The organism is Streptomyces sp. NBC_00322, from assembly GCF_036147535.1.
GTDB lineage: Bacteria > Actinomycetota > Actinomycetes > Streptomycetales > Streptomycetaceae > Streptomyces.
This window is the reverse complement of record NZ_CP108019.1, coordinates 7,380,358-7,402,078: the sequence shown is the minus strand read 5'-3', so window position 1 is coordinate 7,402,078 and position 21,721 is coordinate 7,380,358. Positions and strand designations below refer to the sequence as shown.

Here is a 21,721-nt window from a genome sequence, read left to right as displayed (position 1 = left end):
CGGATATCGGCCGGAGGGGGTGGGGGCTGTCTTTTGGATCAGGCCGGATCAGCGAGCGGGGTCTGGCGATGGGGGTACCTCCCGTGCCCGAAGGGCTACGGGGGAGCATCGCAAGGCGGAGGAAAGAGCCCACGCGGAGCGTCGGCGACTGACGCAACGCAGCGTGGGGGCACCTCCCGTGCCCGAAGGGCTACGGGGGAGTGCCGGGCCAGGGCACGCGAGCCCGGCCTGATCCGAAAGACACCCCCCAAGGCCTGCGGATCGGGGCCCGGCGTCCTTCGGGCCGACCTGGGACCCGCTGGCTGCGGGTCGACCGAGAGCCGTTGTCTACTGAACGCCGGACCCCACCCGGGTCACACCTGCCAACCGGCTGAAACCTTCCCTCGCCCCCGAGGCGCGGGCGCTGAACCTGGCTCCCAGTGGCAGTGCGCCGGTGCGGCACGCTGCCCCATGGCCCAGCGGCGTTCGAAGACTGCGTGGAAGTTGCCGGTCGGACGTCCCGTGGTGGACTCGGCCGAACCTACCCGCCGGTGGGCGCTCCATGTCAACAGTCGTCTGATCTGCGAGCTTTGCCCAAATCACCAGGTCAGCGCCGAAGATCCGCAGGTCGCGGCCGAGCGCCCGGAACTTCGATCGGCGGTACGAAATGTCCGCACGTCACTCGTTCGGCCGCTCAAAGACGGTTCGTCCGAAGACCACTGTCCGCAGGCAGACCGGGAGTTCGGCGCCAGGGGTGAGATCGGGCAGGCCAGGGGTGCCGGAACGCGGGTCGGTGGACCAGCGGGCCACCCGGTCGTCGGGGGCCTGGACGACCAAATCCCCGGTGCGCCACAGGGCGTAGTCCGCGGGCGCGCCCGGGACCAGAACGCCGGCGTCGTCGCGCCCGACGGCCCGCCAGCCACCGCGCGTATGAGCGGTGAAGGCCGCGCGGACGGAGACCCGGTGCCCGGGAGTGCGGTGGAAGGCGGCCGCCCTGACGGTCCCCCAGGGATCCAGTGGCGTCACCGGACTGTCGGATCCGAAGGCGAGCGGGACTCCGGCGCGCAGGAGTGCGGCGTACGGGTTGAGCGTGCGGGCCCGGTCGACGCCCAGACGCTGCGCGTACATGCCCGTATCGCCGCCCCAGGCCGCGTCGAAGGCGGGCTGGACGGAGGCCGTGAGGCCGAACTCGGCGAAGGCGGCGATGGTTTCGGGGGTGAGCATCTCGGCGTGCTCGACACGATGGCGGGCGGCCCGGACGCGGGCGAGGCCGAGCGAGTCGGCCGCAGCCCTGATGCCTTCGGTGACCGCGGCCAGCGCGGCGTCGCCGATGGCGTGGAAGCCGGCCTGCAGCCCGGCCTCGGTGCAGGCGGCGACATGGGCGGCCACGTCGGCGGAGTCCAGGTGCGCGGCGCCGGTGTGCGCGGCATCGGCGTACGGGGTGTGCAGGCAGGCGGTGTGCGAGCCGAGCGAGCCGTCGACGAAGAGGTCCCCGGCGGCGCCGATCGCGCCGAGTTCGCGGATGCGCCGGGCGTCCTTCGCATTCGCGACCCGTTCGGCCCAGTACCCGACGACCCTGGGCCCGACTTCCGCCTCGGCCAGGGCCAGCAGGGACATGAAGTCGTCCTCGTCGGAGATGTCGGGTCCGGCGCATTCATGGACGCTTCCGATGCCCAGTGACGCGGCCCGGGCGAGTGCGGCCCGCTGGGCCGCGGCGCGCTGCTGCGGGGTGATCGCGCCATGGGCCGCCGCGCGCACGGCGTGGTGGGCGGCCGCGGTGAGCGGCGCGTCCGGGTGGTAGCCAGTGCGGCCGGTGACACCGGGGACCAGGTCGAGCAGGGCCGTGGTGACGACGGCGGAGTGGACGTCGATCCGGGGCAGATAGAGGGGGCGCCCGCCGGTCGCCTCGTCCAGTTCGGCGCGGGACGGCGGACGCTGCTCGGGCCAGCGCGTGGCGTCCCAGCCATGGCCGAGGAGCACCTTGTCGGCCCGGTGTGCGGCACTGTGCTCCCGTACGAGACGAAGCGCGTCGGCCAGGCTGTCCGCCCGGGACAGGTCGAGCCCGGTGAGGGCGAGGCCCGTCGCCGTGGTGTGCACATGTGCGTCGGTGAACGCCGGGGTGACCAGCGCCCCTTCGAGGTCGATCACTTCGTCGACGCCTGCGGCGAAGGCGTCGGCAGCGCCCTCGGAGCCCACCCAGGCGACATGCCCTCGTTCGACGACCATCGCGGTGGCGAAGGGGTCGGCGGGGCTGTGGACTTCTCCACCGCGCAGCAGCACGGTGCGGTGTTCGCTCTGGGGGGCGGTGCTCTCGGTCATGGGACCAGCCTAGATACGCGGCCGGGCTAGATACGCGGCGGGCGTGCCTCGTACGGGGTGGAGAGCACGACGGTCGTACGCGTGGAGACCCCGGACAGCGAGCGGATGCGGGTGAGCAGATGCTCCAGCTCCAGCGGGGTCGGGACGCGCACCTTGAGGATGTAGTTCTCGTCGCCCGCGACGCTGTGGCAGGCCTCGATCTCGGGCACGTCGGCGAGACGTTCCGCGATGTCGTCCGGCGCGCTCGGATCGAAGGGCTTGACCGAGATGAACGCGGTGAGCGGCAGCCCGACCGCCTCTGGGTCGACGACCGCGGCATAGCCGCGGATGACGCCACGCTGCTCCAGGCGGCGGACGCGCTGATGAACCGCCGATGTGGACAGGCCAGTGGCCTTGCCCAGGTCGGTGTAGCTCATCCGTCCGTCCTTGACGAGCAATTCCACGATCTGTCTGTCCAGCTCCTCCATGCGGATCAACCTATTGCCCCAGGCAGCTTCCGGCACAGTCGGCGGAGGCACCCGGAGGCACCTGCGGCGGGCATGTGACGAATGCCACAGGCCTGCGGGCCGCTCCCTCGTGACCGCACGGTTACCTCCTGGGCCGGTGGGGAATTGCTTGCTGTGGTCGAGGCCGCACGTGGCTGGTCGGCCCACCCGAGGGGGAGATTCACCATGCAGAGCGTCAAGAACAGCGGACGTACCGAACCGGAGCCCGTCGATTCGGCCGAACCGGCTGAGATCGACGAGCTCGACGCGTACGACACCTTTGAGATGTACCGGGTCATCTGCCCGGACTGCGCACAGCCGATCGCGCTGCTGGCGGACGAGGACGTCCTGCCGGAGCACGCGCTGTGCCCCACGCCCTGGAATCCCTTCGGGCTCACGGTGTGCGCCGGGACCGGCCGCGCCGCCTCGCAGGCACGTCCCGCGGACGAGAGCCTGGAAGTCCAGGAGCAGGACACCGCGCTCCTGTTGACGCTCCCTCAGGGACTCGACTGGCGGACGCAGCCCTTCTCGCACGTCGGCGGTCCGGGCTCACGTCCCCTGCGCGTGCCGCACATGCGGCGCCAAGCGGCCTGACCTCCTACGTCCAGTAGCTTCCCTGCACCATGGCGGCGAGAGTGCCGTGGTGCAGGATCAGACTGTCCGGGTCATCGGGGATCCGGGCCTCGCCGAAGTGGACCTGGCGGTAGGCGACGCGCAGCATGACGATCGCGTGCCGCAGCGCCGCGTACAGCGTGTAGAAGTCCATGTCGCGCGGTGTGTGGCCGGTGAGTTCGGCGTAGCGCCGCTCGATGGCCTCGCGGCTCAGGAAGTCGGGCAGGCCCGGCTGGCCGAAGCTCACGGTCAGGTCCTGGAAGAAGCGGTGGAGGTAGACCGTCCAGCCGAGGTCCACCTCGCGAGGGGCGTGTGCGGCCATCTCCCAATCGAGTACGGCCGCGGGCTCGAAGCCGTCGTAGATGATGTTGCCGATGCGGGCATCGCCCCAGTTCTGGACGGGCTCGCCCTCATCGGCCGGCCAGCGGGCGTCGAGCCGGTCGAAGCCGGACTCGATGAGCGGTGAGCGCGGCAGCCCGTTCACCACCCAGGCGTAGTACGCCCGTTGGGCATCGACATGGCGGCTCAGCGCGCTGCCCTCGGCGGCTTGGACGGGGTGCTGGTCGTGCAGCCGGGCAAGCAGCGAGATCGTGGCGGCTTCGAGGTGGGCGCGCTCGGCGTCGCTCGCGGCGTGCACCCAATTGCCCTCGTACGTATAGGGCATGACGTCGGGCGGCACCCGGCCCTCCACGCGTTCCATCACGAAGAAGGGTGCGCCCAGGGCTCCGGGGTCCTCCTCCAGCCACAGCACGCGCGGGACGGGGAGGTCGGTGTGCTCGGCGACGTCCCGCATGGTGCGGTACTGCAGTGCCATGTCGTACACGGGGAAGATCGTGTACGCGTCGGGGTCGGCGGCGAGCCGCAACGCGCAGGCCCTGACGGGCGGTTCGGGGTGCTCGATGTCGAAGAGGAGCGTCTCGCTGGACATGCCGTTGGACTCGGGGACCCGGATCCCGCCGACCTTCGCGCCGGGCAGTCGGGCCTCCAGCCAGGCGGTCAGACGACGGGCCAGCTCCTCGGGGTCGCGGGTGGTGGTGCGGGGGCGGGGTGCCGTTGCCATCTGCCGGTTCCTCTCGGAAGGTCCTCTCGGGAGGTCAGGGGGCGACCGATTCGTACCCGGTGAAGCCGCTCGGGTCGTGCCGGCCGAAGCTGCCGTGCTCGAAGATCCCGTGCCCGGTCCGGCCGTCCAGGGTGAAGCGGGCGGAGTGGTCGGTGACGCCGTAGGGGGCCATGGGGTGGGCGGTGGGATCGGAGAGGTCATAGACGTGCCGGTCGGTCCAGCCGCGGCCCTGCCAGGTGCCGTGCTGCCAATCGGCGGCGGGCGGATAGCCTGCGCCGACGGCCAGCGGCGAGGAGGCGAGGATCTCGACGCCGAGTTCGAGGTGCTTGCGTGCCGGGTCGGTGAGATGCACCACGGCGCTGCGCGGATCGCGGGTTCCGGGCCGGTAGGTGATGTCGGTATGGGGCCAGCCGAGCTGGATGTCGCGCTCCCCGTCGCGTACGAGCACGGCCTCGTTCAGGCTGCGGTGGCCGTCTGCGTCCTCATGGACGATCACCATCACGAAGCGGTCATCGAAGCGGACGGGGATCCAGAGCCAGTGGAAGCCCTCCGGCCGCAGCTCTTCGGCGGCGCGGCCGCCTTCCTCGCCCGGGATGGGCCGCACGCCCCAGCTGCGGTCGCGGGTGCCCGTCCACTCCCCCGCTGCCACCTGTATCTCTTCCCCGGCCACCCGGATCACGCCGGTGCAGCTGCCCGCCTGGACGAAGCGGCGGCCGTCGAGCATCAGCCGGTCGCCGCGGCGCTGTATGTGGTGCGGCTCCCAGACGGCGGGGAAGTCCGCGCTCCAGGTGATGTCGTACGAGAGCGAGCCCGGGTCGTCCGGGTCGGCGTCGCAGTGCAGGGTGAGGCGGCGCAGCGGCTCGTCGACGGTGATGCGCAGGGGGCCGACGGCGAGGTTCATCCGGTCGTCGGTCAGGGCGTCGGACGCGCGTACGGCATGCAGCCGGTCGCCGAGGCGCAGGGTGGCGTAGGCGTCGATGACCCCCGTGTTTGGGTAGACCCCGAGACCGGCGATGAGCAGGGCGTGGCCCTGGTGGTCGAAGACCTGGAAGATGCACCGGTCGTAGGCGTTGCGGTCGCCGGTGACCAGGTGCTTCATCGACAGGGGAGCCTGGTGGACGGGGTATTCGTCGAGGGCGATCGGGCGGTCGTCGGACACGGCTGACCTCCTGGGCGGCAGGGGAATTGACGGTACGTCAGAAACCCTGCCGGAGACCAGATGCGGGCGCCCACGGGGTGCCCCCGCGAACAGGGGGCCGATTTGCCCGGGTGGTAACCCGTGCCGGACCGGCGGCGTTGGCCAGGCATGACCCTGCTGTACTCGAAGCCCGCCCACGACCGGCGCCGCCTCGCGACACCGGCACCGGCACCCGAAGAATCGGTTCCGCACCCGGCCGATCCGCCCATCTACCGGGAGCTGCTCCAGCTCTGGGCAAGCAGAGGAAGAACCTTGCCGGGGCGCCGCGACCCTGAGTGGAGCAGGCTCGCGGCGCCGCCGGCTTTCGCGTCGGCGCGGGCCGCTCGGGTGCGAGCCTCCGAGACGACCTACCGGACGGCAACGATCAGCCGGCCCTGGCCCACGGCGCCCACGGCGCCCACGAACCCGGGCGACTAGGGCGTGTTTTAGAAGTAGCGCCGTCCGCCCGCAGGGCGGGCCCCGCGGCGTCTGGTGCATGCAATCGCAAGGCGGAGGATCGCCCTCGTACTGGACGTACTTGGGCGACTGACGACAACACCGCGAGTGCGCGTGCCAGGCGTCGCGGGGCAGGCGAAACTTCTAAAACACGCCCAAGGGCCTGCCCAGCCGACCAGGCCCTAGCATTCAGCGCGTCTCGGGCCCTGCCAGGTGTCGGGCGATGACCATGCGCTGGATCTGGTTGGTGCCCTCGACGATCTGGAGCACCTTCGCCTCGCGCATATAGCGCTCGACCGGGAAGTCCAGCGTGTAACCGTAGCCGCCGAGCACCTGGACCGCGTCGGTCGTGACGCTCATCGCCGTGTCCGTGCAGAAGAGCTTCGCCATCGCCGCCTGCCGGGAAAAGGGCCGTCCCGCGTCGCGCAGCCGCGCGGCGGCGAGATAGAGCGCGCGGCCCGCCTCGATCCGGGTCGCCATGTCGGCGAGCATGAAGCGCAGCCCCTGGAAGTCGGCGATGGGCCGGCCGAACTGCTGCCGCCCGGTCGCGTACGAGACCGCCTCGTCCAGGGCCGCCTGCGCGAGCCCGATGGCGCAGGCCGCGATGCCGAGCCGGCCGGAGTCGAGGGCGGACAGCGCGATCGCGAAGCCCTGGCCCTCCTCGCCGATCCGACGGGAGTCGGGGACGCGTACGCCGTCGAAGTTCAGCTGGGCGGTGGGCGAGCCCTTCATGCCCATCTTCTTCTCGGGCGCGGCGGCGTTCAGGCCGGGGGTGTCCCCGGGGACGAGGTAGGCCGTGATGCCGCGGGCCCCCTCGCCGCCGCTGCGGGCCATGACCGTGTAGAAGTCGGCGATGCCGCCGTGCGTGATCCAGGACTTGGTACCGGTGATCACCCAGCTGTCGCCGCCGCGCACCGCCTTGGTACGCAGGGACGCGGCGTCCGATCCCGAGGCGGGCTCGGACAGGCAGTACGCGCCGAGCAGGCCGCCGCCGAGCATGGCGGGCAGATGCTCGGCCTGCTGCTCCTTGGTGCCGTAGCCGGCCAGCGCGTGACAGGACAGGGTGTGGACGCTGACGCCGAGACCGACGGTGAGGCGGGCGGCGGCGAGCTCTTCGAGAACCTGCAGGTAGACCTCGTACGGCTGGTCTCCGCCGCCGTACTCGGAGTCGTACGGGAGGCCGAGCAGCCCGGACTCGGAGAGGAGCGAGAAGACCTCGCGCGGGAAGTGCCCGGCGTCCTCCTCCTCGGCCGCCCTGGGGGCGATCTCCCGCTGGACGATGTCGCGTACCAGGGTGATCAGATCCCTGGACTCCTCGGTGGGCAGCTGACGTTCCACCGGCTGCGGGGCGCGGTCGGGCATTGCGGCGCTCTCCTCCCTGTCGGGCGCTGCGGCGTCGCGCGCGAAGGGTGTGGGCGCGCCGCCGGTCTTCCTGCCAGGCCGATGCTGCCCTTCCGGATCACGGAAGTGGCTGACGGTGGCTGTTGGCGCGTCGAGTATGCCTGATCAGCTCAGTTCCGTCACGGGGCGGCAATTCCAGCTCCGCATCCCGGGCACCGTGGCGAGATTGGTCCGAACCATTGACCAAATGGTCTAGTCCTTCTACCGTTTCCCCCCAGTGCATGACCGCGTTCATGCCAAAGAAGCCCGACGGCCGACCGCACATCCCCACCCGATCTCCCTCCCCCACGAGGAGACCTGATGCCCGGATCACACCGTCCCCGCGCCCGCTTCCGGGCGCTCGTAGCCGCCGCCTGTACCGCAGCCCTCGGCGCGACCCTGTTCACCGGCGCCCACTTCGCCTCCGCCGGCGAATCGGCCCCCGCCGCCAAGGCCGCCGCCCCGAAGGCCGGGAGCAAGGTGATCGGCTACTTCACCGAATGGGGCGTCTACGACCGCAACTACCACGTCAAGAACATCCAGACGTCCGGATCGGCGAGCAAGCTGACCCATATCAACTACGCCTTCGGCAACGTCTCCGGCGGCAAGTGCACGGTCGGCGACTCCTTCGCCGACTATGAGAAGACCTACACCGCCGCGCAGAGCGTCGACGGCGTCGCCGACACCTGGGACCAGCCGCTGCGCGGCAGCTTCAACCAGCTGCGCAAGCTGAAGAAGCTGCACCCGGGCCTCAAGGTCCTCTGGTCCTTCGGCGGCTGGACCTGGTCGGGCGGCTTCGGCCAGGCCGCGGCCAACCCGGCGGCCTTCGCCCAGTCCTGCTACAACCTGGTCGAGGACCCCCGCTGGAAGGATGTCTTCGACGGCATCGACATCGACTGGGAGTACCCCAACACCTGCGGCCTGAGTTGCGACACCAGCGGCCGGGAGTCCTTCAAGAACCTGATGTCCGCGCTGCGTTCGAAGTTCGGCAGCTCCAACCTGGTGACGGCGGCGATCACGGCCGACGGCTCGTCCGGCGGCAAGATCGAGAAGGCGAACTACGCGGGCGCCGCCCAGTACGTCGACTGGTACAACCCGATGACGTACGACTTCTTCGGCGCCTGGGCGGCGCAGGGGCCCACGGCCCCGCACTCCCCGCTCACCTCCTACACCGGCATCCCGCAGCAGGGCTTCAACACCGACGCGGCGATCAAGAAGCTCAAGAGCCTCGGCATCCCGTCGTCGAAGCTGCTGCTCGGGATCGGCTTCTACGGACGCGGCTGGACCGGCGTGACCCAGAAGGCACCCGGTGGCACGGCGACCGGGCCCGCGCCGGGCAAGTACGAGCAGGGAATCGACGACTACAAGGTACTGAAGTCCAAGTGCCCGGCCAACGGAACCGTCGCCGGGACCGCGTACGCGCACTGCGGCAATCAGTGGTGGAGCTACGACACCCCCTCCACCATCGCCGGGAAGATGACCTACAAGAACCAGCAGAACCTGGGCGGCACCTTCTTCTGGGAGCTCAGCGGTGACACCTCGAACGGAGAGCTGATCAAGGCCATCAACTGACGCACGGGTGAGACGAGTCGAGGGCGGGCCGCCCGCACGGCGGCCCGCCCTCGCCTCACGCCTCGACCGGTGTGGGCATGGAACCGGCGTCGGTGAGCGCCGCAGGCAGGGGCTCCCTGGGCGGTTCCGGGCACTCCGGCTCGAACTCGGCGATCGTATGGAGCGTGCCGCGCAGCATCCGCATCAGCAGCGCGCACACGGTCTCCCGCGGGAGCTCCCGGCGGCCCAGCCAGTCCAGGGTGATTCCCTCCACGCTGCTGAGCCAGCCCAGCAGCGCGAGGCGGGCGAGCACGGGGATGTCGCGCCTGCCGTACGCGCCCTCGGCGATGGTGGCGATCAGCTCCTCGCGCACCGCGTCACGTATCGACTGCACCTGGGTGTCGAAGCCGACTCCGCCGGTGACGATGGTGCGGAACGCCGCCTGGTGATGGTGGGCGTAGCGCAGATAGCCGTCCACGGTGCGGTACACGCGCTCGGCGCGCGGCAACTCGCTCTCGCCCGCGGCGCGCGAGACGAGGTCGGCCACCGAGTCCTCGATGATGGCCAGGTAGTAGCCGCGTTTGCTCTTGAAGTAGTAGTAGATCAGCCCCTTGGCGACTCCGGCGTGTTTGGCGATGTCATCCATCGACAGCGCGTCATAGGAAGTGTCGGCGAACAGCTTCCGCCCGGTTGCGAGGAGTTCACCGCGGCGTACCTGCGATCGTTCGGTCGCGCCGCGCTGTTGACTATTATTCAAATTGCGCCCTAGTCTCCAACTGCCACAGGATCTCCGCAGTATGGCAGACCTGTGCATGCACTCCCCTTACGCGCCGGGCGCGGGCGGCCCCCAGGATCCGCTCGTGCTGTCAGTGGATGCCGAAGCCCGCCAGAGCCAGGCGCTGCGCGGCCGTCGGGCGCGCGGGCCAGTACAGGTAACAGACGCCGCCTGTGCCCGACACCACTTTGCCGCTCGCGTTGTAGCGCTTGGTGCGGAGCCAGATCTTCTCCCACTCGGCACGCTGGTAGACGCGGCGCACGGCGGCGTTGCTGGGCGACGCGGGATCGTTGGCGATCACATCGCCCCCGGCGGTGAAGCCGATCACGGTCATCAGATGGCCGGATGTGCCGTAGCCCGCGCCGGTCAGCTCCTCCTTGAGGAACGACTGGGACGTTATGGCCGGGATCCCGGCCCGGATCAGCGTCTCCAGGTCGGTGAGCGAGGACAGCCGGGTGACGACGGCGCTCATGTCCGGGTAGCTCGCCGCGTAGGCAGCGTTGAAGGGCCAGTTCCCGCAGCCGTTGTACTGGTAGTCGAAGGTGAAGCGGGCCGCGTGGCAGACCTGGGGGTCGGCGAAGGCGGGATTCACCCAGGCCAGGTCGGCGGCGCCGGGCCTGCGCCCCCAGTACTCGATGATCATCTGCGAGGAGGTGGGGCTGCACCAGGCCTCACCGCCGTTGTCGTACTCCGGGTACTGGCCGACGTGCGTGTTCTGCGAGTAGCGCGGCACCCCCAGCTCACGCGTGAGCCCCGGCGTCGACGCCGGCACCGTGAAGCGGTCCGGGATGTCGGAGGCCATCGCGCCGAGTCGCCAGACCGTGGGCGTGAGGCTCGTTCCCGGCTTGCGGTAGAGCGTGAGGCGCAGCTGGTACGAGTTCAGCCGCAGACCGCTCGCCGCATCGTCGATCGCGAAGGTGTCGGTCCAGATGGTGGCCTTGCCGTCCGTCTGGTCGTCGAGCGAGGTACGCCTGATGTCCGCGTCACCCGCCGCCCAGCGGCCCATCACGAACCAGGGCGTCGCGGTGCCGTCGGAGTAGCGGCCGCGCAGCTCGACCTGGAGCCAGGTGCCGGCCGGGGTATGGGCGTTCCAGGAGGCGATGACCTCGGTCGCGGGCACCGGGGAGACATGGACGGGCGAGGTCCAGGTGGCGTACTCCCAGGTGGTCGTCTGCCCGGTGTGCGGATCGATGTAGACGCGGCGGCCCGCGGCGGCGCCGATGACCAGGCCGGGGCGGGGGCCCGCGACGGCCTGAGTTCCGGTGGCAGCGCCACTGCGCCAGTCGGTGTACGAGGTCCAGAAGTGGTTGTCCACCTGCGGCAGCGGCTTGCCCAGTCCCGTCGGCTTCGAGGCGGGGGCGGCAGGCGCAGCGGCGGCGGACGATAAGGGTGCGCCCGCGCCCGCCGCCGCGGCGATCGCGGCGCTCAGCACGGTTCTACGCGAAGCAGGTCTGGACATGGGACCCCCAAGTCAGGTGCGCGACAGTGGGGCCACTATCGCGGGTCGCGGTGGCCTTCTGCCAGCGTCGGGAGCCGAGTCGCTCCACCAATATGGGTGGTGCGACTCGGCCCACCACTATGGGTCTGGTCCACTGGCTGAGCTGGGGTGGGTCGCCCGCGCCTCGTAGGCTGGCCGGATGAGCGACCTCGATCGGCGGGCCCGTGCGCTGCGCGCGCTGCCGCCCTCCTGCGGACCGGTGCGGCTGATCGCGGTCGACGGTCACGCGGGCTCGGGGAAGAGCACCTTCGCCGCCCGGCTCGCCGCGGCCGTCGGCGACGACGGCAGCGACGACAACGGCGACGGCGTGCCGGTGCTGCATCTCGACGATCTGGCCAGCCATGAGGAGCTCTTCAGCTGGACGGACCGGATGCTGGCCGAGGTGATCGAGCCGCTCTCGAACGGCAGAACCGCACACTTTCACCCCTACGACTGGAATCTGCGGCGCTTCGGGTCCCCGCATCCGCTGGAAGCGGCTCCCGTCGTGCTGATCGAGGGGGTCGGTGCCGGGAGACGGGTGTTGCGCCCGTATCTGGCGGGGCTGCTGTGGATGGAGAGGGAGGCCGAAGAGGCCTGGCAGCGGGGCCGCCAGCGCGACGGAAGCGAACTCTCCGCCTTCTGGGACGACTGGACGGTGGCGGAGACACGCCATTTCGCGGCGGACCCTTCTCGTCCGTTCGCGGATGCCCTGATACGGGAGTGCCGCGAGGGATACGAGTGGCTCCCGGGACCTGCTAAGACAGCACGGCCGAACTGGTTCATCACACAGGGTGACCGCTTTCCCCCTGCATACTGAGCAGTCGGAAATCGCACTCTCAAGAGAGCTACAACCCTTCTTGACCGACAGGGCGTACAGGTCTTACGTTCTCAATGTGCGGCTTTCCGGAGCCGCCGCAGACGCGAAGCCCCCGGTTGTTCCCCCGTGATCGGGGGCTTCGTTCTGCCCTCTCCCCACTTCACCGGCATGGCGACCTGCCTCCGCTTACCCAGGGTCACGACCACCGGTTCCCTTGTGCGGCCTTATTGGCAACCCCTTTGCGCAGGTACGATGCACGTCGGTGGGGTCAATTCCCGTCCACGGCAAGGCGGTTCAGTGCGTCAGCTCAGCACACGTGCACGTTTGTGGGGGACCTGATGGACATCGGCACGCAGGGCGCACCGGCCCCCGCCGACCTCGCCTGGGTGCGCGGCGTGGACGCCTACACGATGGGCGCCTATCCGCAGGCGGAGGAGGAGTTCCGTACCGCCGTGCGGCTCGACCCCGGGATGGCCGACGGCTGGCTCGGACTGCACGCGCTGCGCGTCGACACGACAACCGCTCTGCTGCGCATGTACCGCGCACGCGAACGCTTCGGCGAGCAGCGCGCCCGCCACCGCCGCACCCTCAACTCCTGGTACTGGCTGGGTTGGTGGGTCCAGCCGGTCCTCGAGAGCCCGCGCGATCTCTTACTCGCCCACGCCTCCCACTGGCTCGACGGCCGCCATGTGCCGGAGCTGGACCGGGCGCTCGCCGGGCTGCCGCCGGTGGACGCCGACCCGCAGGTGCGCTTTCTGCACGCCTGCCGGGCCTATCTGGTCAAGGACTGGGAACAGCTCGTACGCCACACCGAGCCGCTGGTCAACGATCCGCTCCTGGGCATCGAGGCCGGCCTCTTCGGCGGTATGGCACGCGTGCGCCTGGAGATGTACGGGCAGGCGGAGCCGCTGCTCTCCTCCGCCCTGATGCGCTGTCGCAGCGAGCAGCCACAGCGCAAGGAACTGCGGTACTGGCTGGCGCGGGCGCACGAGGGCACCGGCCGCAGCGCCGCCGCCCTGCCGCTGTACCGGGCGGTGCACCGGATCGATCCGGCCTTCATGGACACCTCGGCGCGCCTCGCCGCGATCGCGGAGTACGACGGCATCGACGGATACGACGACTCGGCGGGGCTCGCGGCCGTGTCCATCGCCGGTGTCGGGCAGGACGTCGCCGACGCGCAGGCCGACGGCGACGGGCCCCTGGCGGCGGAGGCGCGGAGCGGCCCCGATCCGCAGACCCAGCTCCCGGGCTCGGTGCCGAGCGTCCCGCCCGAGGGGGTGCGGCGCAAGGCGGTCGTTCCCGTACAGCCGTCGCCGCCGACGTTCCCGGCGGGCCCCACCGATCCGGTACTGCTCGCCGAAGCACTCGCCGAGCTGGAGCGGATGGTGGGCCTTGAACCGGTCAAACGGCAGGTCAAGGCCTTGTCGGCACAGCTGAAGATGGCTCGGCTGCGAGCCGGCCAGGGCCTTCCCGTCCAGCCTCCGAAACGTCACTTTGTCTTCTCGGGCCCCTCCGGCACCGGCAAGACCACCGTCGCCCGTATCCTCGGCCGGGTCTTCTACGCCCTCGGGCTGCTCGGCGGCGACCATCTGGTGGAGGCCCAGCGCTCCGATCTGGTGGGCGAGTTCCTGGGCCAGACGGCGGTGAAGGCCAATGAGCTGATCGACTCGGCGCTCGGCGGCGTGCTGTTCGTGGACGAGGCGTACAGCCTCTCCAACTCCGGCTACTCCAAGGGCGACGCATACGGCGACGAGGCCCTTCAGGTCCTCCTCAAGCGCGCCGAGGACAACCGCGACCATCTGGTGGTCATCCTGGCCGGCTACCCCGAGGGAATGGACCGCCTCCTCGCCACCAACCCCGGTCTTTCCTCCCGCTTCACCACCCGCGTCGACTTCCCCTCGTACCGCCCTCTCGAACTGACCGCGATCGGTGAGGTGCTGGCCGCCGAGAACGGCGATGTGTGGGACGACGAGTCACGCGACGAACTGCGCTCCATCAGCGGGCATGTGGTCGACCAGGGCTGGATCGACGAGCTCGGCAACGGCCGCTTTCTGCGCACCCTGTACGAGAAGAGCTGCGCCTACCGCGATCTGCGGCTGTCCGGATACCCGGGCACGCCGACCCGCGAGGACCTCTCGACGCTGCGGCTGCCCGATCTGATGCAGGCGTACGGCGAAGTCCTGTCGGGCCGCGGCCCGGTGGACCGCGGCCCGCAGGATCCTCCACCTGTCTGACTCAGCCCACCAGGGCGCTGTCCAGGGACGGCTGGGGCGTCCTGGGCACCGTGACCCGGTGGGACGGGTCACGGACCTCGCCTACCAGCATCTCCAGGACGTCCTCCAGTGCGACCAGACCCAGCACCCGCCCGGACGCGTCGGCGACCTGGGCGAGGTGGGTGGCCGCGCGGCGCATCACGGTGAGGGCATCGTCCAGGGGGAGCTCGGCCCGCAGGGTCGCCATGGGGCGCCAGATCTGCTGGGGCACGGCCCGTTCGCCGTCCTCCACGTCGAGTACGTCCTTGACGTGGAGGTAGCCCATGAAGGGGCCCACGCCCTCGGCGCAGACGGGGAAGCGGGAGTAGCCGGTGCGTACCGTCAGCTCCTCGATCTGGCGGGGGGTCACCGACGGCGGGACCGTCACCAGGGTGGAGCGGTCGATCAGCACATCCGTCACCGGGCGGCTGCCCAGCTCCAGCGCGTCCTCAAGACGTTCCTGCTCGGCGGGCTCAAGCAGCCCCGCCTGACCCGAGTCCTCGACCAGCCGGTTGAGCTGCTCACTGGTGAAGACCGCCTCCACCTCGTCCTTGGGCTCGACCCGGAAGGCCCGCAGCACCAGCCGGGCACAGGCGCCGAGGCCCACCGTGACCGGGCGGCACAGCCGGGCGAAGCCGACCAGGCCCGGGCCCAGCCAGATCGCGGTCTTCTCGGGCGCGGCCATCGCGAGGTTCTTCGGGACCATCTCGCCGATGACGAGATGCAGGAAGACGACCACGGCCAGGGCTATGACATAGCCCAGCGGATGGATCAGCCCCTCGGGCACATGGGCCGCGTGGAAGACCGGTTCCAGCAGATGGGCCACGGTCGGCTCGGCCACCGCGCCGAGGGTCAGCGAGCAGATGGTGATGCCGAACTGCGCGGCCGCCATCATCTGCGGCAGGTTCTCCAGCCCGTGCAGCACCTGCCGGGCCCGCGACGAGCCCTCGGCGGCACGCGGCTCGATCTGGCTACGGCGTACGGAGACGAGGGCGAACTCGGCTCCGACGAAGAACCCGTTCGCCAGCACCAGCAGCAGTGCGAACAGCAGTTGCAGGAGGCTCATCGCGCGGCCTCCGTCAGGGCCGGAAGGTCGGCGGTGCGCACCAGACGTACCCGCTCGGCGCGATAGCGGTCCACCTGGCGCACGGAGAGCCGCCAGCCGGGCAGTTCTGCCCGGTCGCCGGGGGCGGGGATGCGCCCCAGCAGATCGGCGACAAGACCGGCCACGGTCTCGTAGGGACCGTCCGGCACTTCGAGGCCTATCCGGCGCAGGGTGAGGACGCGGCAGCTGCCGTCGGCCTCCCAAGCGGGATGGCCGTCCTCGGCCGCCACCGGAGCGAGTTCGGGCCGGGCGTCGGCCTCGGCGTCGTGCTCGTCGCGGACCTCGCCGACAAGCTCCTCGATGATGTCCTCAAGGGTGACCACCCCGGCGGTGCCGCCGTACTCGTCGACCACCACGGCTATGGGCTGCTCACTGCGCAGCCGCTCCAGGAGCTGCTGCACGGGCAGCGTCTCGGGTACCAGCAGCGGAGCGACGGCCACCCGGTCCACCCGGGTGCGCAGCCGCTCGTCGACGGGCACCGCGAGGGCGTCCTTGAGATGCACCATGCCGACGATCTCGTCGATGCGCTCCCGGTAGACGGGAAAGCGCGAAAGGCCGGTCGCCCGGGTGAGGTTGAGGACGTCCGCCGCGGTGGCGTCGGACCGCAGGGCGCTCATCTTCACCCGCGGGGTCATCACATGCTGCGCGGTGAGATGTCCGAGGGACAGGGTCCGTACGAACAGATCGGCCGTGTCCTGCTCCAGCGCGCCCGCCTGGGCCGAGTGGCGCGCGAGCGAGACCAGCTCGCCGGGGGTGCGGGCGGACGCCAGCTCGTCGGCCGGTTCGACGCCGAGCAGCCGTACGAGACGGTTGGCGACGGTGTTGAGCAGGGTGATGACGGGGCGGAAGGCGGTCGAGAAGAGATGCTGCGGTCCGGCGACGAAGCGCGCGACCTGCAGCGGCCGGGAGACCGCCCAGTTCTTGGGGACGAGCTCTCCGATCACCATCTGGACGGCGGAGGCGAGCAGCATCCCGATCACCACCGCGATGCCGGAGACGGCCCCTTCGGGCAGCCCGGTCGCGGTCAGCGGCCAGTGGAGCAGCCGGGCCGTCGCGGGTTCGGCGAGCATGCCGACGACGAGCGAGGTGATGGTGATGCCGAGCTGGGTGCCGGAGAGCTGGAAGGAAAGCTCACGCAGTGCCGTGACGACGCGGCGGGCACGGCGGTCGCCGTCGGCGGCCGCGCGCTCTGCGTCGGGCCGCTCCACCGTGACGAGGCCGAACTCGGCCGCCACGAAGAAGCCGTTGGCGAGGATCAGGAGGAATGCCGCGGCGAGCAGCAACAGGGCGATGATCATGCCGCCGCCTCCAGGGAGGGGGCGGCGCAGGTACTACCGGACGATCCGTCCATTGCTGGAGGGAGTCACTCCTCGGGTCGCAGGTGTCCCGCGGGCCGGGGCCGGCCGGGTGGTGCGGGAGGGGGCGCACTTGGCGCCACCGTCACCAGAGTAATCACGACAGGGGCGGACGCGGCAGGGGCATCGCCGCGCGGGCTCGCCGTGGTCCTCGTCTCAATCGTTGTCCGGGCGGGTGCCGCGGCTCTCCGCGAGCGCTCGCAGCGCGCGGGCGTCACGGATGGCGTGTGCCCTGGCGATGCCGGGCTGGATGCCGAGCACCGGCAGGCTGGTGCCGTCGCTGAGGTCGAGGAAGACCCACGGGTCACCGGGCCGCAGATTCACCCGCAGGATCTCGGCCCACTCGAGACGGCGCGTACGGGTGAGGTTGACGACGGTGACGCCGTTCTCGTCGGCGACGACCTTGGGCCTGCTCAGCAGGGCCAGTACGCCGAAGAAGAGCAGCGCGGTGAAGATGAAGCTGCTCCGCTCCCCCGCGCTGAGCTTTTCGAGCAGCAGGGCGACCGCGGTGATCACGGCGAACATCGCCACGCCCACGGTCAGCAGGACGACCCGGGTTCGGGTGGGCCTGAACGTGACCGGAAGCGCGGGGACTTGGGGCGCGTCGGCGGACATGGTCTCCGGCATTTCTCAGAGCCTGCAGGCGTGGATGGCCGTGGTGAGGATCGCCCGCGCGCCGAGCTCGTACAGGTCGTCCATGATCCGCTGCGCCTCCTTGGCGGGGACCATGGCGCGGACCGCGACCCAGCCTTCGTTGTGCAGCGGCGAGATGGTCGGGGACTCGAGGCCCGGGGTGAGGGCGACGGCCTGCTCCAGGTGCTCGGCGCGGCAGTCGTAGTCCATCATCACGTAGCTGCGGGCGACCAGGACGCCCTGGAGGCGGCGCAGGAACTGCTGCACCTTGGGGTCGTCCGCCTCCGCGCCGGTACGGCGGATGACGACCGCCTCGGACGTCATGATCGGCTCGCCGATGACCTCCAGACCCGCGTTGCGCAGGCTGGTGCCGGTCTCCACGACGTCCGCGATGATCTGCGCCACGCCGAGCTGGATCGCCGTCTCGACGGCGCCGTCGAGGTGGACGACGGAGGCGTCGATGCCCTTGTCGGCCAGGTGCTTGGCGACGATGCCCTCGTAGGAGGTGGCGATGGTCATTGAGCCGAAGTCGCCGACGTCCTTGGCCGTGCCGGGCTTGGTGGCGTAGCGGAAGGTGGAGCGGGCGAAGCCGAGCTGGAGGATCTCCTCGGCGTTGGCCCCGGAGTCCAACAGCAGATCGCGGCCGGTGATGCCGATGTCGAGCTTGCCGGAGCTGACGTAGATCGCGATGTCGCGCGGGCGCAGATAGAAGAACTCGACGTCGTTCTCGGGGTCGACGAGAACGAGCTCCTTGGACTCCTTGCGCTGCTGGTAGCCGGCCTCATGGAGCATCGCCGACGCAGGTCCGGACAGTGAACCCTTGTTGGGGACGGCGATGCGCAGCATGAGACGGGCTTCCTTTGTTCGTGCGTATGTGACGGGGGCGGTGCTCAGAGGTGGGCGTAGACGTCGTCGAGAGAGATCCCGCGGGCGACCATCATCACCTGGACGTGGTACAGCAGCTGGGAGATCTCCTCGGCGGCGGCTTCCTTGCCCTCGTACTCGGCGGCCATCCACACCTCGGCGGCCTCCTCGACGACCTTCTTGCCGATGGCATGCACACCCTTGTCCACCAGCTCGGCGGTGCGGGAGGTGGCAGGGTCGCCGTTCTTCGCCTTGAGCTGCAGCTCGGCGAAGAGCTCTTCGAAGGTTTTGTTCGCCATGATGGTGCCCACCCTACGACGAAGGGCCTTCTCCTCAGCGCCAGGGTTCAGATACTGAACGCAGGATGGTCGCGGTGGAGAGTGCGGCGGTGACCGCCTCGTGGCCCTTGTCCTCGTTCGATCCCTCAAGTCCGGCCCGGTCCAGTGCCTGCTCCTCGGTGTCGCACGTCAGCACACCGAAGCCGACGGGGACGCCGGTGTCGATGGAGACCTGGGTGAGGCCCTGGGTGACGCCCTGGCACACGTACTCGAAGTGCGGGGTGCCGCCGCGGATGACGACACCGAGCGCGACGATCGCGTCGTAGCCGCGGCCGGCCAGCACCTTGGCGACCACCGGGAGCTCGAAGCTTCCGGGGACACGCAGCAGCGTCGGCTCGTCGATGCCCACCTCGTGCAGGGCACGCAGGGCGCCGTCGACGAGGCCGTCCATGACCTTCTCGTGCCACTGGGCCGCGATCACCGCCACCCGCAGGTCGCCGCAGTTGCGTACGGACAGTTCGGGTGCACCCTTGCCGCTCATTTTTCTCCCTTGACGCTTTCTGTCGTGCTTCTCGCGCTGGTTACTGGTTGCCGCAGGCGGACGCGGTGGAGGCGTCGAGCCAGGGCAGGTCGTGTCCCATCCGGTCCCGCTTGGTGCGCAGATACCGGAGGTTGTGCTCGCCCGCCTGGACGGGCATCGGCTCACGGCCGTGGACGGTGAGTCCGTGCCGGACGAGCGCGGTGATCTTGTCGGGGTTGTTGGTCATCAGCCGGAGGCTGCGTACGCCGAGGTCCTCGAGGATCTGGGCGCCCGCCGCGTAGTCGCGGGCGTCGGCGGGCAGGCCGAGTTCGAGATTGGCGTCGAGGGTGTCGCGACCGCGTTCCTGGAGTTCGTACGCGCGCAGCTTGGACAGCAGGCCGATGCCGCGGCCCTCGTGACCGCGCAGATAGACGACGACACCGCGGCCGGTCTCGGTGATGTGCTCCATGGAGGCCTGGAGCTGGGGGCCGCAGTCGCAGCGCAGCGAGTGGAAGATGTCGCCGGTCAGGCACTCGGAGTGGACGCGGACGAGGACGTCCTCGCCGTCGCCGATCTCCCCGTGGACGAGGGCGACATGCTCTATGCCGTCGACGGTGGAGCGGTAGCCGTAGGCGGTGAACTGCCCGAAGGAGGTGGGCAGATTGACCTCGGCCTCCCGCTTGACGGTGGGCTCGGAGGAGCGGCGGTAGGCGATCAGGTCCTCGATGGAGATGATCGTCAGGCCGTGCTTGCGGGCGAACGGAATCAGCTCGGGCAGCCGCAGCATGACCCCGTCCTCGCCCGCGATCTCCACGATCGCACCGGCCGGGCGCAGGCCCGCGAGCCGGGCGAGGTCGACGGCGGCCTCGGTGTGGCCGTTGCGCACCAGCACCCCGCCGGGCTTGGCGCGCAGCGGGAAGACATGCCCGGGGCGTACGAAGTCGGAGGCCTCGGCCTTGCCGCCGGCCAGCAACTGGAGGGTGGTGGCGCGGTCGGCGGCGGAGATACCGGTGGTGACGCCGAAGGCCGGGCCCGCGTCGACGGAGACGGTGAAGGCCGTCCGCATCGACTCGGTGTTGTGCTCGACCATCTGCGGCAGGTCGAGCCGCTCCAGCTCCTCGCCCTCCATGGGGGCGCAGATCAGGCCGCGGCACTCGCTCATCATGAAGGCGACGATCTCGGGTGTGGCCTTCTCGGCGGCGATGACGAGGTCGCCCTCGTTCTCGCGGTCCTCGTCGTCGACGACCACGACGGGCCGTCCCGCCGCGATGTCTCGGATGGCCTGCTCGACCGGGTCGAGGGCGAAGTCCTCGACGTTGTCGGTGGAGTACCAGGTGGGCTGAGCAGTCATGCTGCCGCTCCTTCCAGGGAGGGCTTGGCGCTCGTACGGGAGCGCAGCCACCAGTCGCGCATGCCCCACAGGACGAGCGCGCCGTAAATGACGTAGACGAATCCGGAGAAGGCGAAGCCGTTGGCGAAGTTGAGCGGCACGCCGACGAGGTCGACGAGCAGCCAGGCGAACCAGAACTCGACCATGCCGCGGGCCTGGGCGTACATGGCGACCAGCGTGCCGACGAAGATGTACGCGTCGGGCCATGCGTCCCAGGACAGCGACGGGTAGAGGGTGAACAGGCCGCCGACGGCGAGCGTGCCGACGGCCGCGGCGGCGGCGAGGACTCCTCGCTCGCGCCATGTGGCGAAGCGGACGGCGATCGAGCCGTCCTGCGCCTGCTGCCGGCCGCGGGTCCACTGCGACCAGCCCCAGGCCGCGACGACCATGACCACGACCTGCTTGCCCGCACTGCCGGTGAGATGCGCGGAGGCGAACGCGACGAGAAGAATGACACCGGAGGCGAACTGCGCGGGCCAGGTCCATATCGAGCGCCGCCAGCCGAGCGCGAGGGCGGTCAGGCCGACGAGGTTGCCGATCATGTCGGCCCACTTGATGTGCTGGTCGAAGGCCGTGAAGGCCTCGCTGTTCAGCCAGTTGACGGCACTCACTTCGCGCTCTCCTCGGCGTCCGCGGCGTCCGCCGACCGCGCGCCGAGCAGCCGCTCGACGTACTTGGCGATGACGTCGACCTCGAGGTTGACCGGGTCGCCGGGCTGCTTGATGCCGAGCGTGGTCAGCGCGAGGGTGGTGGGGATGAGGCTGATGGTGAAGTAGTCGGGTCCGGCGTCGACGACCGTGAGGCTGACGCCGTCGACGGTGATGGAGCCCTTCTCGACGACATAGCGGGTGAGGTCGGCGGGGAGGGAGATCTTCACGATCTCCCAGTTCTCCGAGGGCTTCCGCTCGACGATGGTGCCCGTGCCGTCGACATGGCCCTGGACGATGTGGCCGCCGAGCCTGCCACCGACGGCCATGGGCCGCTCCAGATTGACCCTGGAGCCTTCCTGGAGCGCGCCGAGGCTGGAGCGGCCCAGCGTCTCGGCCATCACATCGGCGGTGAACTCGCTGTCGCCGAAGTCGACGACGGTGAGGCAGACGCCGTTGACGGCGATGGAGTCGCCGTGCTTGGCACCTTCGGTGACGACGGGGCCGCGCAGTCGGAAGCGGGAGGAGTCGCCGAGGTTCTCGACGGCGGTGACCTCACCCAGTTCTTCAACGATTCCGGTGAACACGC

Annotated in this window: 20 protein-coding genes; 4 read left to right on the top strand and 16 right to left on the bottom strand. The window is 70.2% G+C overall.

The window, feature by feature from the left end:
- Nucleotides 1-657: 657 nt before the first annotated feature.
- Both OG905_RS33855 and OG905_RS33850 read right to left on the bottom strand, forming a co-directional pair.
- The gene (locus OG905_RS33855; RefSeq protein WP_328680271.1) at nt 658-2,298 is read right to left on the bottom strand and encodes an amidohydrolase; all 1,641 of its coding nucleotides are present in this window, start codon (nt 2,296-2,298) and stop codon (nt 658-660) included.
- A gap of 26 nt (nt 2,299-2,324) precedes the next feature.
- Nucleotides 2,325-2,765, bottom strand: coding sequence for an Lrp/AsnC family transcriptional regulator (locus tag OG905_RS33850; RefSeq protein WP_142215982.1), 441 nt, complete (start codon nt 2,763-2,765; stop codon nt 2,325-2,327).
- Nucleotides 2,766-2,969: 204 nt separating this feature from the next.
- Between OG905_RS33850 and OG905_RS33845 the strand changes: the two genes are divergently transcribed.
- Nucleotides 2,970-3,377, top strand: a complete 408-nt coding sequence (locus OG905_RS33845) for a hypothetical protein (RefSeq protein ID WP_328680270.1) — start codon at nt 2,970-2,972, stop codon at nt 3,375-3,377.
- Between the two features lie 4 nt (nt 3,378-3,381).
- On the opposite strand, the gene OG905_RS33840 is transcribed toward OG905_RS33845, so the two are convergent.
- From OG905_RS33840 to OG905_RS33825, 3 genes are all read right to left on the bottom strand, one after another.
- Nucleotides 3,382-4,455, bottom strand: a complete 1,074-nt coding sequence (locus OG905_RS33840) for a phosphotransferase family protein (protein WP_328680269.1) — start codon at nt 4,453-4,455, stop codon at nt 3,382-3,384.
- 34 nt (nt 4,456-4,489) lie between these two features.
- On the bottom strand, nt 4,490-5,614 hold the full coding sequence (locus OG905_RS33835; RefSeq protein ID WP_328680268.1) for a DUF7064 domain-containing protein: 1,125 nt from the start codon (nt 5,612-5,614) through the stop codon (nt 4,490-4,492).
- A gap of 663 nt (nt 5,615-6,277) precedes the next feature.
- Nucleotides 6,278-7,450 carry an acyl-CoA dehydrogenase family protein gene (locus OG905_RS33825; protein WP_328680266.1) on the bottom strand — a complete coding sequence of 391 codons (1,173 nt, stop codon included), beginning with the start codon at nt 7,448-7,450 and terminating at the stop codon, nt 6,278-6,280.
- Nucleotides 7,451-7,789: 339 nt separating this feature from the next.
- Here OG905_RS33825 and OG905_RS33820 point away from each other — a divergent pair, with 339 nt between their 5' ends.
- Nucleotides 7,790-9,040: a glycoside hydrolase family 18 protein gene (locus OG905_RS33820; protein ID WP_328680265.1), complete on the top strand. Its 1,251-nt coding sequence runs from the start codon at nt 7,790-7,792 to the stop codon at nt 9,038-9,040.
- Between the two features lie 55 nt (nt 9,041-9,095).
- On the opposite strand, the gene OG905_RS33815 is transcribed toward OG905_RS33820, so the two are convergent.
- Together OG905_RS33815 and OG905_RS33810 are read right to left on the bottom strand one after the other, a co-directional pair.
- Entirely contained in the window at nt 9,096-9,776 is a 681-nt protein-coding gene (locus OG905_RS33815) for a TetR/AcrR family transcriptional regulator (RefSeq protein ID WP_328680264.1), read from the bottom strand.
- A 109-nt stretch (nt 9,777-9,885) separates the two neighbouring features.
- Nucleotides 9,886-11,253: a peptidase C39 family protein gene (locus tag OG905_RS33810; RefSeq protein ID WP_328680263.1), complete on the bottom strand. Its 1,368-nt coding sequence runs from the start codon at nt 11,251-11,253 to the stop codon at nt 9,886-9,888.
- 178 nt (nt 11,254-11,431) lie between these two features.
- Between OG905_RS33810 and OG905_RS33805 the strand changes: the two genes are divergently transcribed.
- Both OG905_RS33805 and OG905_RS33800 read left to right on the top strand, forming a co-directional pair.
- Nucleotides 11,432-12,088, top strand: coding sequence for a uridine kinase family protein (locus tag OG905_RS33805; RefSeq protein ID WP_328680262.1), 657 nt, complete (start codon nt 11,432-11,434; stop codon nt 12,086-12,088).
- A gap of 338 nt (nt 12,089-12,426) precedes the next feature.
- A complete protein-coding gene (locus tag OG905_RS33800; protein WP_328680261.1) occupies nt 12,427-14,322 on the top strand; it encodes an AAA family ATPase in 1,896 nt (631 codons plus the stop codon).
- 1 nt (nt 14,323) lies between these two features.
- Here the strand turns inward: OG905_RS33800 and OG905_RS33795 are convergent, their stop codons facing one another.
- The 9 genes from OG905_RS33795 to OG905_RS33755 form a co-directional block, all read right to left on the bottom strand.
- Complete coding sequence (locus OG905_RS33795) at nt 14,324-15,406, bottom strand: hemolysin family protein (RefSeq protein ID WP_328680260.1); 1,083 nt, start codon at nt 15,404-15,406, stop codon at nt 14,324-14,326.
- The gene (locus OG905_RS33790; protein ID WP_328680259.1) at nt 15,403-16,743 is read right to left on the bottom strand and encodes a hemolysin family protein; all 1,341 of its coding nucleotides are present in this window, start codon (nt 16,741-16,743) and stop codon (nt 15,403-15,405) included. The genes OG905_RS33795 and OG905_RS33790 overlap by 4 nt, the downstream gene beginning before the upstream one ends.
- Before the next feature lie 213 nt (nt 16,744-16,956).
- A complete protein-coding gene (locus OG905_RS33785) occupies nt 16,957-17,415 on the bottom strand; it encodes a PH domain-containing protein (protein ID WP_328682745.1) in 459 nt (152 codons plus the stop codon).
- Between the two features lie 15 nt (nt 17,416-17,430).
- On the bottom strand, nt 17,431-18,279 hold the full coding sequence (gene hisG / locus OG905_RS33780) for an ATP phosphoribosyltransferase (protein WP_328680258.1): 849 nt from the start codon (nt 18,277-18,279) through the stop codon (nt 17,431-17,433).
- Between the two features lie 44 nt (nt 18,280-18,323).
- Nucleotides 18,324-18,596 carry a phosphoribosyl-ATP diphosphatase gene (locus OG905_RS33775; protein WP_142215995.1) on the bottom strand — a complete coding sequence of 91 codons (273 nt, stop codon included), beginning with the start codon at nt 18,594-18,596 and terminating at the stop codon, nt 18,324-18,326.
- Nucleotides 18,597-18,630: 34 nt separating this feature from the next.
- The gene (ribH, locus tag OG905_RS33770) at nt 18,631-19,116 is read right to left on the bottom strand and encodes a 6,7-dimethyl-8-ribityllumazine synthase (RefSeq protein WP_142215996.1); all 486 of its coding nucleotides are present in this window, start codon (nt 19,114-19,116) and stop codon (nt 18,631-18,633) included.
- A 40-nt stretch (nt 19,117-19,156) separates the two neighbouring features.
- The gene (locus OG905_RS33765; RefSeq protein WP_328680257.1) at nt 19,157-20,446 is read right to left on the bottom strand and encodes a bifunctional 3,4-dihydroxy-2-butanone-4-phosphate synthase/GTP cyclohydrolase II; all 1,290 of its coding nucleotides are present in this window, start codon (nt 20,444-20,446) and stop codon (nt 19,157-19,159) included.
- The gene (locus OG905_RS33760) at nt 20,443-21,096 is read right to left on the bottom strand and encodes a nicotinamide mononucleotide transporter family protein (protein ID WP_328680256.1); all 654 of its coding nucleotides are present in this window, start codon (nt 21,094-21,096) and stop codon (nt 20,443-20,445) included. Before OG905_RS33760 ends, OG905_RS33765 begins: the two co-directional genes overlap by 4 nt.
- Nucleotides 21,093-21,719 carry a riboflavin synthase gene (locus tag OG905_RS33755; RefSeq protein WP_328680255.1) on the bottom strand — a complete coding sequence of 209 codons (627 nt, stop codon included), beginning with the start codon at nt 21,717-21,719 and terminating at the stop codon, nt 21,093-21,095. Before OG905_RS33755 ends, OG905_RS33760 begins: the two co-directional genes overlap by 4 nt.
- Between the last annotated feature and the right edge of the window lie 2 nt (nt 21,720-21,721).

Bases quoted from the DNA above. Each gene is read 5' to 3' on its own strand.
- hisG (WP_328680258.1), bottom strand. From the start codon at position 18,279: ATGCTGCGCATCGCCGTCCCCAACAAGGGTTCACTGTCCGGACCTGCG.
- ribH (WP_142215996.1), bottom strand. From the start codon at position 19,116: ATGAGCGGCAAGGGTGCACCCGAACTGTCCGTACGCAACTGCGGCGAC.
- OG905_RS33785 (WP_328682745.1), bottom strand. From the start codon at position 17,415: ATGTCCGCCGACGCGCCCCAAGTCCCCGCGCTTCCGGTCACGTTCAGG.
- OG905_RS33820 (WP_328680265.1), top strand. From the start codon at position 7,790: ATGCCCGGATCACACCGTCCCCGCGCCCGCTTCCGGGCGCTCGTAGCC.
- OG905_RS33825 (WP_328680266.1), bottom strand. From the start codon at position 7,450: ATGCCCGACCGCGCCCCGCAGCCGGTGGAACGTCAGCTGCCCACCGAG.
- OG905_RS33840 (WP_328680269.1), bottom strand. From the start codon at position 4,455: ATGGCAACGGCACCCCGCCCCCGCACCACCACCCGCGACCCCGAGGAG.
- OG905_RS33810 (WP_328680263.1), bottom strand. From the start codon at position 11,253: ATGTCCAGACCTGCTTCGCGTAGAACCGTGCTGAGCGCCGCGATCGCC.
- OG905_RS33795 (WP_328680260.1), bottom strand. From the start codon at position 15,406: ATGAGCCTCCTGCAACTGCTGTTCGCACTGCTGCTGGTGCTGGCGAAC.
- OG905_RS33855 (WP_328680271.1), bottom strand. From the start codon at position 2,298: ATGACCGAGAGCACCGCCCCCCAGAGCGAACACCGCACCGTGCTGCTG.
- OG905_RS33775 (WP_142215995.1), bottom strand. From the start codon at position 18,596: ATGGCGAACAAAACCTTCGAAGAGCTCTTCGCCGAGCTGCAGCTCAAG.
- OG905_RS33790 (WP_328680259.1), bottom strand. From the start codon at position 16,743: ATGATCATCGCCCTGTTGCTGCTCGCCGCGGCATTCCTCCTGATCCTC.
- OG905_RS33850 (WP_142215982.1), bottom strand. From the start codon at position 2,765: ATGGAGGAGCTGGACAGACAGATCGTGGAATTGCTCGTCAAGGACGGA.
- OG905_RS33765 (WP_328680257.1), bottom strand. From the start codon at position 20,446: ATGACTGCTCAGCCCACCTGGTACTCCACCGACAACGTCGAGGACTTC.
- OG905_RS33845 (WP_328680270.1), top strand. From the start codon at position 2,970: ATGCAGAGCGTCAAGAACAGCGGACGTACCGAACCGGAGCCCGTCGAT.
- OG905_RS33800 (WP_328680261.1), top strand. From the start codon at position 12,427: ATGGACATCGGCACGCAGGGCGCACCGGCCCCCGCCGACCTCGCCTGG.
- OG905_RS33805 (WP_328680262.1), top strand. From the start codon at position 11,432: ATGAGCGACCTCGATCGGCGGGCCCGTGCGCTGCGCGCGCTGCCGCCC.